Source organism: Marinimicrobium sp. ARAG 43.8, from assembly GCF_050113635.1.
GTDB lineage: Bacteria > Pseudomonadota > Gammaproteobacteria > Pseudomonadales > Cellvibrionaceae > Marinimicrobium.
The window spans coordinates 66,383-80,428 of the sequence record NZ_JBNJLT010000004.1 but is presented as its reverse complement, the minus strand read 5'-3'; the positions used below and the strand labels follow the sequence as shown (position 1 = coordinate 80,428).

Here is a 14,046-nt window from a genome sequence, read left to right as displayed (position 1 = left end):
CACGCAGTGCGATCAATCCTGCACGGTCAGTTGCCATTCCACTGGCGCTCGATTGACCCACAGCTTTGGTTCCAGCGCCTGCAACCAGGCGCTGGTCGGTGTCCCCACCAGCTGACTCATATAAAAGGGCCGGGAAGGGCGCATCGTCAGCTCCACCGTTCGCGGATCCATCAAAAACCGTTGATACGCCTCTCTCAGGTTCGGACCGACGTGAAAGCCATCACTTTCCCACACCGCTTGCCATGCCTGGCCGTGGTGTTGCCGATAGTCCTCCCGTGAGCGCCCCGTCGCCTCGGCACAAAAAGCCAGGCGCCGTTCAGTCAAACCGCGATCCTGATACACCAGGCGCGTTTCATCCAGCGTCGCGCTCATTAGGGCACCGGGCAGGGCATAGGGGTTACGAACCGCGGAAGAAAGTGTGGTTTCCAGTTCCCAGTGCAGTTCATAGCCTTGCCGCCACTCCAGCTCAAGTGCAAGTTTTAAACGCTCACCCGCACCGACAAACCGGTACAGCAGGGTTCCGTCCAACTCCGGCGGCGCATACCCCATTTGGCGCCGATCATTTGCGTTCAACATCAAGCGTTCCGCGCAGCCAGCGGAGGCAAACTCACCGGTCCCAGGGAGCGTCCAACCCGAATCAGGGGGTACTTCGAGACCTTGAATCCGCAAACGCAGCGCCTCGGGTAACTGGCGCTGACGCGCCGCCAGTGCCGCACGCGCCAGCCCGAGCCATCCGTCGGAAGCCAGATTCAGTTGTGCGATGCGATAGGGCTCGGCCTGGTCCGGCCAACGCAACTGCACCTGCTCCACCTGCATCTCGCCATCCAGCGTTAGCCGGCTGTTCCCGTAACGCATATCACCCCCCATGCTTCGCAGGGTTTCTGAGGCAACGGCCAGCCTTTGGTCCAGCATCCAAGTAGCGTAAAACCAAAGCCCCACCACAATGACGCCCAGCACGAGCATCAGGGTCAACAGAGTTTTTGTCATTTTCCGGATCATTGTCGATACTCCTCTAACGCCTGAATACCCACAGCCGCTCTGCCAAGCTGGTACTGGATACGTAAAGTGGGCTTTATTGCTCTGAAGCCAGGGCTGAGTAGGCTTCTTCCAGCGCTTGAATACCCTCCATAATGTCAGCCTCTCCTTCGGGATAGTTGCCGTGGAACCAGTCAAGCCTGATGTCTGCGGAGTCTACGTACCAAGCCACATGGGCACGGGCAAGCGCATCGAGATACATGGGAAGCTCCCGATCATACCGCTGTCTTGCCCCGGCATCACTCGGCCTGTGATCCTCCACTAAACGGGCCAGTCCAGCCACTTTTCCCCGGGCATCTTCCTGCATCAATACCGCCACAGCCTGCAAGTGACGATTCCTGTCTTTATGCCCTGGCGTCACGCCGTTCTCGCCCGAACCACCCAGATACTCCCGTCGCACTTTTCTGTAGTTCCGATCCGACGCCTGGTACAAAACCGCACGCCCGGGCACCATGGCTTCATTCAGCTTGCGCAACACAAGACGATCATCGCGTTTGCGAAATTGACCAACTTTCTCGCCAGCCCGTCCGTTATCAACACCGCTGGCGCATACCCACTTATCCCCCTCAAGGACAAAACCCTCGGAGGCCACATCGTAAGACAATACCGCTTCTTCCGGCAGCAGATGATCACCTTCCGATGTCTGTAACACTCCGGGGTTCTTTGTAAGGTAGGTTCGCCAATCGTACATGGGCCAACCCTTGTCGTTTGTTTGTGGCGCCCACTCATTGCCGGAACGACGCGGCGGCAGTTCCAGGTGGTCAATCACCCCATACACTGCCTTCTCTCCCTCGGCCCGCACAAGCGCCACTTTATTGTGGGCTCGATCACGAGGGACAATGTCCACTTGCAAAGCACTATAAGGCGGACATGGCGCCACCCGTTCAAAGGTGCCCTCGAACCTCGCCACTCCTGAAGGTTCCGCAGCCGCACCCACATCAGATGCGGCAGGTTCAGAAGTGTCACACCCCATTAATGCCAATCCAGTCAACCCTGCAATCAACAACCGATAAGTCACTGTTACCTCCTGTCTTACCAAACCGTCAGCTTAACGGATCAGGCAAACAGAACGACAGTAACGACTGACCAGGTCATTAGATCGCCATCTAAAATTGCCAACCATGCCTCAAAATACTGACAATGAAATGCTAAACTCCCAAGTCAGCCGCCTTTGCCTCAGGCTGTCTTCAGAAAACGCTGCTTCAGCAGCAACCCTCTCACACAATACGTCTAGGGATAAACGCTATGAAACCATACGTCTGGGTAGCCTTTATTACTTTATGCAGTATTCACGCCCCGCTGTTTGCTGCAGATCTCAAACCGGGAGAGTGGGAGTCCACGGTCTCCATGGAGGGCGAGAATCTGCCGCCAGGCATGGCACAGCAAAAAACCCATACAGAATGCCTCAGCGTAGACCAAACCGCAGATGTCGAAAAAGCCATGTACGAGACCTGGACAGACAATGGCTGCACTAATATTGAAGTCGACAGAGATGGCGACACTGTCCGCTGGAGCGCCATTTGCAACGACGGTTCCTTTAACAGTAGTGGGCATATGACGCTGGTAGATCAGGAGCATTACACTTCTGAGATAATCAGCAATACAGGTGGCATGGATTTAATAGTGCAAACAACGGCCGAGTGGACCGGCGTTTGCACTGAATAATCACAAAGCGGTTATTCCACCGTCACGCTTTTAGCCAGATTGCGCGGTTGATCCACGTCGGTCCCCTTGATAATAGCCACGTAATAGCTGAGCAGTTGTAAGGGCAGGGTATACACAATAGGTGCCACCCAGGGATGGGTGTGCGGGACATTGATGACCCGCATGGTGTCATCCGACGCGAAGTGCGCCTCCACGTCGGCAAATACATAGAGAATGCCGCCGCGAGCGCGTACTTCTTCCACGTTGGATTTCAGTTTTTCCAGCAACTCATTATTGGGCGCGACCACGATGATGGGCATTTGCGCATCAATCAGCGCCAACGGGCCATGTTTCAGTTCACCCGCAGCATAGGCTTCGGCGTGAATGTAGGAAATCTCCTTGAGTTTTAATGCGCCTTCCATCGCAATCGGATATTGATCGCCACGGCCAAGGAACAGCGAGTGGTGCTTATCGGCAAACTCTTCCGCCAACGCTTCAATATCGGCGGCCAACGAAAGGGTTTCCTCCAGCTTGGCCGGTAAACTTTTCAGCGCCTGCACTTTGTCCGCCTGTTCGGCTTCGCTCAATCCGTTATGCTTGCCCAGTGCCAACACCAGCATCGCCAGGCCGACCAACTGTGTGGTGAACGCTTTGGTAGAAGCGACCCCGATTTCCGCACCGGCCCGGGTCATAAACGCCAAGTCCGATTCACGCACCAGAGAAGAGCCGGCCACGTTACAAATCGTCAAACTGCCGAGATAGCCCAGCTCTTTGGCAAGGCGCAACGCTGCCAGCGTGTCGGCGGTTTCGCCGGACTGACTGATGGTGACCACCAGGCTGTCCGGCTGCACCACGGATTTCCGGTAGCGAAATTCACTGGCAATTTCCACATTACAGGACACGTTTGCCAGCGACTCCATCCAGTATCGGGCCACCATGGCGGAGTGATAGCTGGTACCACACGCGACAATCTGTACGTGTTTTACTTTTTTGAGCAGTTCGGCAGCGCCGTTGCCAAAGGTTTCATCGAGCACCGTTGCCTGGCCCAGACGACCTTCCAGTGTATTGCTGATGGCGTACGGTTGTTCGTAAATTTCCTTGAGCATAAAGTGCCGGTACTGGCCTTTATCACCCGCGTCATAACTGACGGTGGACTCGTGTGCTTCGCGCTCCACGGCATTGCCGTCCTTGTCAAAAATGCGCACGCTGGTCCGAGTGATTTCCGCCACATCGCCTTCTTCCAGAAAGATAAAGCGGCGCGTCACCGGCAACAACGCCAACTGATCGGAGGCAATGAAATTCTCTCCGATGCCAAGCCCGATCACCAACGGGCTGCCTGAACGCGCCACTACAAGACGCTCACTATCGTTGGCGTCCATAAGCACCGTACCGTAAGCACCGTCCAGTTGTTTGACGGCCTGTTGGACGGCGCTCAACAGATCACCGGTTTCCTGCCGGGTTTGATGCACGAGGTGCGCGATCACTTCGGTATCGGTTTGCGAATCAAAAACGTAGCCGGCCCGTTGTAGCTCGGTTCGCAGTGCGACGTGGTTTTCAATAATGCCGTTGTGCACCACCGCCAGTTGCTCACTGGAAACATGAGGGTGGGCGTTGCGTTCGCTGGGTTCTCCGTGGGTGGCCCAGCGTGTGTGAGCGATGCCAGTGCCACCAGGTGTGGGGCTTTCTGCCACGGCGTCGGAGAGCGCTTTGACTTTTCCCAATCGGCGCAAGCGTTTTAGCTCTCCGTTGTTCACCACAGCGACACCGGCGGAGTCATAGCCCCGATATTCCAGGCGCCGCAACCCTTCGACCAAAATATCGACCACATCCCGCTGCGCTACAGCGCCGACAATGCCACACATACTGTTACTCCTTTTGGAGCTCTATGAAGCTCCAGCAAGTTTTGGGGTGGGAGTTGGGCCTGGGGCTCGTGGACTCGCCGTGAATACCTCCCTGTAGGCTCGATTGCCGCATCCCTGCGGCAAACGGTCCACGAGCCCCTGGCCCAACTCCCTTCATGTTTTACGTTTCATCTCACAATCACAGAACGGCTCGCGTTGGGGTTTTACAATTCGCTGGCACCTGAGGTGCTGAGTGAGGGGCCGGGTGTTGTCCTTAGAGACCGTTTGCCGCAGGGATGCGGCAATCGAGCCTACAAGGACGTATTGACGGCGTGTCTCTGAGGACAACACCCGGCCCCTCACTTCCCCAAACCCACCCTAAGCCGCTAAAATCACCTTAACACCCTTTGCAACAAGTTCCCGCCGGACTGATTCCGGAAAATCCGCATCCGTCACCAGATACGCAATTCGCTCCCAGGGCAATTCAAGGTTGTGAATCTTGCGACCCAACTTATCCGACTCCGCCATCACCACCACCTCACGGGCCACATCCGCCATCACCTGGCTGAGGCTGTACAGCTCGTTAAACGTGGTCGTGCCCCGCGCCAAATCCAGCCCGTCCGCACCGATAAACAACTGATCGAAGTTATAGGATCGCAATACCTGTTCGGCCAATTTGCCTTGAAAGCCCTCGGATTGTGGGTCCCAGGTGCCGCCGGTCATCAGCAGCGTGGGCTCGTTCTCCAGCTCGCGCAGGGCGTTGGCAATGTTCAGGGAATTGGTCATTACCACGAGCCCTTGCTTGCGCGACAGTTCGGGAAGCAGGGCCGCGGTGGTGGTACCGCTATCGATGATGACCCGGTTGTGGTCCAGAATCAGTTCGGCCGCCGCTTTCGCCATGGCCTGCTTTCGTTCTGAAATTTTTTCCGTACCGGGGTCAATGATCATTTCCTGCGGCAGGGGGACGGCCCCGCCATATCGACGCAATAGCAATCCATTGTTTTCAAGCGCCGCCAAGTCCTTGCGAACCGTGACCTCAGAGGTACCAAAATGGTGGGCCAGGTGCTCGACACTGACTTCTCCCGCCTCGGCGAGCATGTCGATAATGGCCCGGCGTCGCTGCTGGGTGTTGCGCTTGTTCATAGGAATGATGGCGAATAAGTTTTGAAACGAAACTTATTCTATCGTTTCGAAAGGGCAAAAGAAAGCCCTGTGAGAAGACGAGATAAAGGTGGCACAGGGACGGCAAACGGCGGTCTGTGCCGTCAGGGTTATGCCTTTAACGCAAAACAGGGCCCCGAGAGGCCCTGTCTGGTGATGAAACCCTTAATAACAACGTGTCACCAGTCAAATCGACGCGATACACCCAGGGTAATCATGCGTGCATCGCGATCGTAACTGTCCAGCGACAAGGTGAGCTGCCATGGCAACTGCGGCAGCCGATAGTTAACCCCGGCACCCAGCGCCAATTGGGTAGACGTCTTGGCTCGCTGGCCGATACGGGCATCGTTGGCGCTGGTGCGAATGCCGGAGAAACCGGCTTTGGCAAATACTTCCGCACCAAACTCGCTCCACACCACATAGCCGACCATCAGGGAGGGCACTTTGTACTCAATGGCGGCATTGGGCACAGCCGCTGTCAGTGCCGGATTCAGATTGCTCAGACCGGCCTCGCCAGCATCGGTGTATTTCAGCTCCCAAAAAACGTTGGAGCGAACGTACTGACCGAGGTGTACCTCGTATCCGACGCTGCTTGAGTCTTCCCGGCCCCAGCCATTCACACGGCCTTCCGGGTCCAGGTGCGATGCGCCGACACCCACACCGACATACCAGCATCGTTTCCACTCATAGCCATTCGCGCCGCAATCATCCGCCTGGGCCGGTAGGGCGACCACGCCGCCCGTGACCATGACCAGTGCCAGTGCGCAACGACCAAGTCGGCGAACCGGAGCCAGCAGTGCCAGCATGGCGAGCCACCAGAAACCGACCGCACCCGAGCCTTTCACAGCGGTTTGCAACTCACCGGAATCTTGCTGGCTGTCGGGAATACCATCACCGTCAAAGTCACCATTCTCCAGGTCGTCGGTAAACCCATCATTGTCGCTGTCAGTGTCGATGTAGTCCGGCAGTCCATCACCATCGGTATCGCGTAATGTCGGTGGAGTTCCAGCGGACCCACCGAGCACGACACCATCCACACTGTCGGCAATACCATCACGATCACGATCCACAAATACATCGATACGCCCATCGTTGTCAGCATCCAGGGACGGATCGGTGCCGCTTTCGATCAAGTCCCAGATGCCATCGCCATCGCTATCCAGATCGATGTAATCCGGCTGGCCATCACCATCGGTATCCCGGGGGATCATGTTGACATCCACCGTATCGTGAAGGCCGTCCCCATTGGCGTCGACGAAGTTATCGATTCGTCCATCACCATCATCGTCCGTGAGGAAGCCCAGTCCACTTTCGAGGATATCCGGAATGCCGTCATTGTCACTGTCCAGGTCCAGGTAATCGGGAATGCCGTCACCATCGGTGTCGCGACCCTCGGCACGACCTTCCTGTACGTCGGGAATGCCATCATTGTCACTGTCCAGGTCGATGGCATCGGGCACACCGTCTCCGTCGCTGTCCAGGGTGCCACCGAAACTGCCGATTTCGTTATCTACAACGTCCGGGATGCCGTCACCATCCACATCTTCATCGTTGTCGATTCGGCCATCGCCATCTTCATCAAGGTGCTCATAACCGGCGTCGACCACATCGTTGACGCCATCACCATTGCTGTCCAGATCACGATAATCGGGAATACCATCGCCGTCAGAGTCTCTCGGGTTATCCGTGATCTCGCCATCATCGACCATACCGTCGCGGTTGTCGTCTTTCAGACCCGCTTCCAGAACGTCATTGATACCATCATTGTCACTGTCCAGATCGCGGTAATCGGGAATGCCATCACCGTCACTGTCCAAAGGACGAACATCGTCATCAACGCCATCTCCGTTAGCATCCACGCCGCCGGTTTGATCGACATCATAGGTATCGTCAATGCCATCGCCATCGCTGTCGAAGCCGGACGCACCACTTTCTGCCCGATCTGATAATCCGTCGTTGTCACTGTCCGGGTCTCGGTAATCCGGAACGCCGTCACCATCGCTATCCACCGGCATGTAATCGTCATCGATACCATCACCGTTGAGATCCCGTCCTCCAGTCTGATCAACATCCAGGAAGTCATCAATGCCATCGCCATCGCTGTCGATGCCACTCAACGGGATCATATCGGCCTCAATGCGATCCGGGATTCCATCGCCATCACTGTCCGGGTCACGGAAGTCCGGTACACCGTCACCATCGGTATCACGCGGTTCAAACGCATCATCAATACCGTTGCCATTCAGATCCTGACCACCCGTGAAATCCACATCCAGTGCATCATCAATACCATCGTAATCACTGTCCTGCCCGGTCAGCACCACAGCCAGCGGCGCTTCGATATAGTCGGGAATGCCGTCGTTATCGCTGTCGTTGTCGATGTAGTCCGGCAGTCCATCACCATCGGTATCCACCGTGCCTTCCAACACATCCGGAATGCCATCGTTATCGCTATCGAGGTCCAGATAGTCTGGGATGCCATCACCGTCGCTGTCACGATTTTCCGAGCGACCTTCTTCATCATCGGAAATACCATCATTGTCATGGTCATTTTCCAGATAGTCAGGGACACCATCGCCATCCGTATCGCGATAATCCTGAGGGTCTTCCGGATCCGTGTCATCAATGTTCTCTTCAACGTAATCGGGCACCCCATCACCATCGGTGTCTTTGAAATCCTCAGGATCTTCGGGGTCGGTGCCGTCAATATTTTCTTCGACATAGTCGGGTACGCCGTCGCCATCGGTATCCGGGAAGTCTTTGTCGTCGCCGGGGTCGGTGCCTTCTTCGTCTTCTACATAGTCCGGAACGCCATCGCCATCACTGTCTTCAGCGGCAGAGACCGTAATATCGAAAAGCTCCAGATCATCTGAAAGTCCTCCGCTGTCTGTTACCCGCATGCCGATATCGGTATTGGTCCCGATATCCGCTGGTCCAGGCGTTCCGGAGAGAGTGCCGGTTTCGCTGTCGAAGGTAGCCCAGTCCGGTTTATGGGTGATACTGAATGTATGAGTATCTCCAAGATCGTCATCATCTACGGTGGGCACGTAGCTGTACACTTGGCCCTCTGTCGCTGAGGTGTCAGGCGAGTTGGAAAATGCCGGGGCGTTATCACTAACGTTCGTGAAGTTCACCTGTCCGGCGCTGGGTTCTGTGGTATTCACACCGTCGGTCGCCGTTATCTCATAGGTAGGTGCCTCTTCTCCGCCATCGTGTACAAACGCAATGCGGCCCAGGTTGATATCATCTTGCGTAAACGTCGTAATGGGGGTCGACTGATTACTCACCAGTGCGAAATGCCCATGGCTTATACTGACTACCTCAAAGGTAATGGCGTCGCCTTCAGGGTCCGCATAACTGATATTTTCATTACTCAACGCAAGCGCATCGCCTTCTACCAACGTTATGGTATTCGCCGCTTCGAGCGGGGGGCCTGAGAAATCGCCGGACTGCGGGTGAGGTTCAACATGCACGAAGAAATCATTGGAGGTGCTCAAACCCTCTGGATCGCGAATATAAAGCGACAGCGAACGATCGCCCTCGGCACGCAAGACGAAAGTATCCCGGTAACTGAGGCTACGCACCAGGGCTTGCAAGGCATCAAGGCTGGTGGGACCGGTAAAGTCAATCCTCAACGCCCGCCCTTCACCATTCAGGGAAGGGTGGATGGTACCGAACGCATTGCCTTCAAAAAATAGCGTGTCCCCGCCCCGGCGAATCTGTCCAGGACCATCCCCCTCGCTATCGATACCCAGTACTTCGAGTTGTCCGTCGGTAAAGGTGACATTGGATTTGAGAAAGCCACCCTGGAATTCCGTTGTATTGGCATCGGTAACGATTGCATCCTGGTTATCGTCCACTCGAACCGCATCGGTACCGGAGTAGGTCACTTTATCCGCTTCGAGGTTATGCACTCTCGGCGCATTCGGGTCAGGAACGATAAAAGTAACACCCAGATAGTTATTGACCAATGAATCCGACTGGTCGCGCACTTCGAAGGTAATGGGGTAGCTGCCAGGATCAAGGCCCGTGCCCATCGGGCCCGGATCGAACGTGTAGTTATCCGGACTATCTTCCGTCAAGGCACCCTGGACGGTTCCCAAGCTCTGGGTATCAATGGCGGTGCCGCTTATGTTAAAGGAGAAACTGTCCCCTTTCTCTACAATAACATTGCGGGTTTCCGGAATAGCCGCTGAATGATCAAACTCCACTTGCGCCTTATCTTCAAGGCTTAGAATCAGGTCCACATGGGTTTTGGATTTTACATTGCCGCTTTCGTCCACATCTTCAGCGACGATACCGGCGCTGTACAGGCCTGGCTGCAGCACTGGGTTTCCGCTGCCGTTGACCGAACCGGAGTCAACCCAGGTAATAACCCCCGTATTCGGGTTGATCGACAATCCGGGAGGGTTGGTGGAACTTCCGCCACCGAGTTCATCCAGATTGGCGAGACGATAACGCAGCTTGTCCGCGTTGGGATCGGTTGATTTTAGGTTGTAGGTCCAGCTGTCCAGAGGCGTGACTTCATCCGACTGAAGTTTGGGCACCTCGAGAATGATGGGCATATCAATCTTCGGCGCCAGGTTACCATCACGAAGGTTAATGCGGGTTTGGATTCGCCAGGCACCATTCGAATTATTCCGAAGATTGCTGATCCTCGCACTGCCCTGGAAGACCACAAGGTAAGCGGTGTTTTCATCCAGGTTAAGCGCCTCAAACCGGTCAGTCCTTAAGGTATAGTCGGCGTCGCCGAACCCGGTACCATTAACATAGACATATTCGCTGCTGCCTATTTGAGTGGTACTCAACGATGGCGTCGTCATGAAAGAAACGGAACTGTCAAAACCGCCCCAGGCGGTGTTAACGGTAATCACCACATCGTTGCGGCCACCATTACCATCAATGTCTTTACTTTGCCATGTAATAGAACCGCCACGAAAGTGCGAGGCCCAGGCGGAGGCGGGTGCCAGAACCGCGAAAAGCAGCACCCCCGCCATCAACGCTGAGCAGGCTTTCCGAATAAAATGAGTCTTCAAGATCGTTAACTCCCAATAAAGTCAATCTGTGACCGTAAGCGTGATATCAAGGTGTATCGGCTAATTGGAAACGGCCTGATACTCCAGAGTAATCAACCAGTTTTCGCCACGCTCTTCAGTGCTTGTCCAAGTGAAGCAATAATGCTGGTTGTCAGCCGGGGTAAAGGAGCCGGATACCTCTGAAACGCCTTCTTTTTTCAGCTTGAACTTCGTTTCTTTTCCGGGGTGATAATGGATATTGAAATCAATCGGATACGCCGAATTGGATCGGTAGGAAACGACATCTCCAGCGGTAAACTCCCGACAGATTTCCCAGAAGTAGTTTTTTACACCCACCATAGTGAACGTTTCTTTTGTCCACTCCTCATCCGACGCCACGCCCGATGGCGACAGTGCAAACCCACCTATGAAGGCGACGGCGATCAGTCCTGAGCGGACCGCGAGTGGCCGACGGGTGAGCGCAACAGAATTTTTAAAAGTTTTATAAATAAAATGGGAACTCATGATTGATACCAGACTCAGATTATTCAGACACTGTAAGTAGAGCAGTAGACAACGCTTTAGAGGACGCTCTAGCTCACTTGGTATAAAAACAGTATTTGGCGCCAGTATAAATAGAGGCACCATTGCGTTTTGTTGCGAATTGTTGCGTTTTCTTGCAGAGCACCCCAGAGAGGGTTAGATTGACGCAGCGGAATATAAAGGAAGGGACAGAGTAAAGATTGATCCACCGGCAGGATTCGCGCGGTAAGCCAGAGTACCCCCATGCAGGGTCACCACCGTATGCACCAGAAACAGCCCGAGGCCCAGGCCGCTGCTGCCCCGCATATTTTGTGCATTGTCCGCCCGAAAGAACTTCTCAAATATTTTATCCACCGCTTCCGCGGGAATACCGATCCCGTGATCTACCACTTCGACCGTAGCAAACGGTTCCTGGCGACTGGTGTGTATGCGAATAGCGCCCCCCTCTGGAGAATATTTGATAGCGTTATCCACAAGGTTAAGAATCGCCAGACCCAGCCAGTGGGCATCGATAAAGAGCGGCGTATCGCCATCTTGAATGACGAGCACCCGCTCATGGGGAGGCTCAACCGGCCTCAGCTCACAAACCCGCTCTACCAGTTGAGCCAGTGTCAATGCGGCACACTGCAATTGCATGGATTCACCCAGAAGCCGATCTTCAGCGAGGGCATTGTCAATCAATGAATTCAGCCTGGCGAGGCCAAGGTTTGCCCGTTGAAAACGGGGGGCCAACTCCGGTTGAGCCTCGCGCGTCTGTAGTTCGATATTAGCCACGGCCGACCCGACCACCGCCAGGGGTGTCCGTAACTCGTGTGCCACCATGCTAAAGAGATCGCGGTGCAAACGAGCCTTTTGCTGTGCGCTGAGGAATTCACGTTCCTGAACGCGCACGTGCAGCATGACCACCACGGCAATATAAGGCACTTGAAGAATCGTTAACATCGACCAGATGTGCGTGGTCCAGAAGTTCAGCGGCAAGAGTGAGAAATTTCGGGCCAGCTGACTCAACAACGCCAAAACCCCGGGCACAAACAGAATAAACATGAGTAATGAGGGCACAAAACGTCGCCGCAACATGACGATGATCAATGCCGAAATGGATAGCATCAGAATCACTCCGCCGACGGCGGTCGCCCTCGGGCTGGGCGAGCCCAGCAAGCTGACGAGAGCCCCCAGACCACTCAGAACGGCTACACCCCACATATAGCGGGATAACCGTGGGAAAAGGTCTGAAGGGTTCAAATAAACCATACACAATGCCACGCCAAGCGCTCCGGCGGCATTAACGCTGACGCCCATCAGTCGATCCGGCCAGTCACCTCCCAGGTTAAACAAAATCTGGTCGTAGCCGTTGAGTGTCAGATGCATCAGGCCGTTGAAGACCAGAAAAGACGCCATGACAAAATAAAAAGGCTTTCGAATCCAGAAGCCACTGATCAAACTGATCACCACGGCCGCCAGGATCAGACCGAACAATAATCCATAGAGCGAATTTTCCACCGCTAAAGCGTTGATGTAGCGTTCCGGTTGCCACAGGGTCAGTCCCAGCGTGATCGTGCTGGTGCTTTGTACTCTAAGATAGTAAACCCCGGCATTTTCGCGGGTCAGCTCCAGGGGCACCAAAAAATGACGCGAGCGCACGGGACGCTCAGCCAGAGCAACATGGTCACCAAGCCGCACCTGCCGATACTGACCCCGCTCTGAGGGAACATATAGGTCGGCGTGATCCAGAAACGTTGGGGCAATCTGAAGCCACCACTCCGCCTCTCCGGACGGGGCCACTGGCAGCTGCCAACGGAACCAGTAGGTCTGGCCGGTATAACCGAAGGAAAAGTCTTCCCCCGGGGATGCGGAAAAAATACCCCCCGAGGACTGGTCTAGAGCGCGTAACTCCTCTAGACTTACGCCCTTATTGGCAGGATCCTCCACCCAATATTCTGTAAACGGACGCAAATCAAGACTGGCAATGTCTTCACCAAGTGGTGGAGGCGGTAACATTGCCTGAGCACCAGCGCAGGAAAGCGGCACCAAAAAGAGTACTCGAAACAGTACCCAGCGAACATCAAGGCTTTCCCGCATGACAGCTATACCACGAATTCTTGTTGTGGAAGATAACCCCGATTTACGCATTGAGATCGTCGACTACCTGACTTTTTGCCATTATACGGTAGCTAGCGCTGACGGTATTGAGCAAATGCACGAGGCATTGGCCAATGGGTACTGGAACATCCTGCTGCTGGATTTAACGCTGGCGGATGGCGATGGTCTGACCGCCGCCCGAATGCTACGCGAACTCTACGGCCTGAAAATGGGCATTATCATGGTGACCGCACGCGGTCAGGTGGAGGATCGCATACAAGGCATCAGTGCCGGGGCGGACGCTTACCTGGTCAAACCCATCAATTTGACAGAACTCAAGGTTACCATTGACCACTTGAGCTTGCGTCTGCAAGAACCCACCGCAAGCGCTACCGCGCTCTCCTGGAAAGTGGATGAACAATCTCTGGAATTAATTTGCCCCAACACGGAACGCGTGTCGCTGACCGTTACCGAATCCCTGCTATTGAAAAAGCTGTTGGAGAAACGTGGTGACCCCGTTACCCGCGATACGCTGTGCGAATGCCTGCCTCCCGGCCGACTGGATGACACCCGGCGGCTGGACAGCATTTTAAGCCGCTTGCGAAGCAAGACCAAAAAAGAAGCCGGCGTGAACCTTCCCGTCCATACCCTTCGTAACAAAGGCTACTCGTTTGCGATTGATTCACAGTAGATAGATCACAGCCACTTCACTGAGCGACTGTGATCTT

9 protein-coding genes are annotated in these 14,046 nt (G+C 54.9%); 2 read left to right on the top strand and 7 right to left on the bottom strand.

The genetic code is table 11. The annotated features are described in order from the left end of the window. Positions 1-12: 12 nt before the first annotated feature. Entirely contained in the window at positions 13-987 is a 975-nt protein-coding gene (locus tag ACQCLF_RS09415; RefSeq protein ID WP_426986596.1) for a hypothetical protein, read from the bottom strand. Positions 988-1,072: 85 nt separating this feature from the next. Next, positions 1,073-2,053, bottom strand: coding sequence for a hypothetical protein (locus ACQCLF_RS09410; protein ID WP_426986594.1), 981 nt, complete (start codon positions 2,051-2,053; stop codon positions 1,073-1,075). A 227-nt stretch (positions 2,054-2,280) separates the two neighbouring features. Between ACQCLF_RS09410 and ACQCLF_RS09405 the strand changes: the two genes are divergently transcribed. Then, the gene (locus ACQCLF_RS09405) at positions 2,281-2,700 is read left to right on the top strand and encodes a DUF3617 domain-containing protein (RefSeq protein ID WP_426986592.1); all 420 of its coding nucleotides are present in this window, start codon (positions 2,281-2,283) and stop codon (positions 2,698-2,700) included. A gap of 11 nt (positions 2,701-2,711) precedes the next feature. Here ACQCLF_RS09405 and glmS read toward each other — a convergent pair whose 3' ends face one another. The 5 genes from glmS to ACQCLF_RS09380 form a co-directional block, all read right to left on the bottom strand. Further along, on the bottom strand, positions 2,712-4,541 hold the full coding sequence (gene glmS / locus ACQCLF_RS09400; protein ID WP_426986590.1) for a glutamine--fructose-6-phosphate transaminase (isomerizing): 1,830 nt from the start codon (positions 4,539-4,541) through the stop codon (positions 2,712-2,714). A gap of 357 nt (positions 4,542-4,898) precedes the next feature. After that, positions 4,899-5,663: a DeoR/GlpR family DNA-binding transcription regulator gene (locus tag ACQCLF_RS09395; RefSeq protein WP_426986588.1), complete on the bottom strand. Its 765-nt coding sequence runs from the start codon at positions 5,661-5,663 to the stop codon at positions 4,899-4,901. Between the two features lie 197 nt (positions 5,664-5,860). Beyond that, positions 5,861-10,717 carry a putative Ig domain-containing protein gene (locus ACQCLF_RS09390; protein WP_426986586.1) on the bottom strand — a complete coding sequence of 1,619 codons (4,857 nt, stop codon included), beginning with the start codon at positions 10,715-10,717 and terminating at the stop codon, positions 5,861-5,863. A 60-nt stretch (positions 10,718-10,777) separates the two neighbouring features. After that, entirely contained in the window at positions 10,778-11,221 is a 444-nt protein-coding gene (locus tag ACQCLF_RS09385) for a hypothetical protein (RefSeq protein WP_426986584.1), read from the bottom strand. A 174-nt stretch (positions 11,222-11,395) separates the two neighbouring features. Continuing rightward, entirely contained in the window at positions 11,396-13,318 is a 1,923-nt protein-coding gene (locus ACQCLF_RS09380) for a sensor histidine kinase (protein WP_426986582.1), read from the bottom strand. On the opposite strand from ACQCLF_RS09380, the gene ACQCLF_RS09375 reads away from it, so the two are divergent. Beyond that, positions 13,317-14,009: a response regulator transcription factor gene (locus tag ACQCLF_RS09375; protein ID WP_426986580.1), complete on the top strand. Its 693-nt coding sequence runs from the start codon at positions 13,317-13,319 to the stop codon at positions 14,007-14,009. The two genes, ACQCLF_RS09380 and ACQCLF_RS09375, sit on opposite strands and share 2 nt — an antisense overlap. The last annotated feature ends 37 nt before the right edge of the window (positions 14,010-14,046 follow it).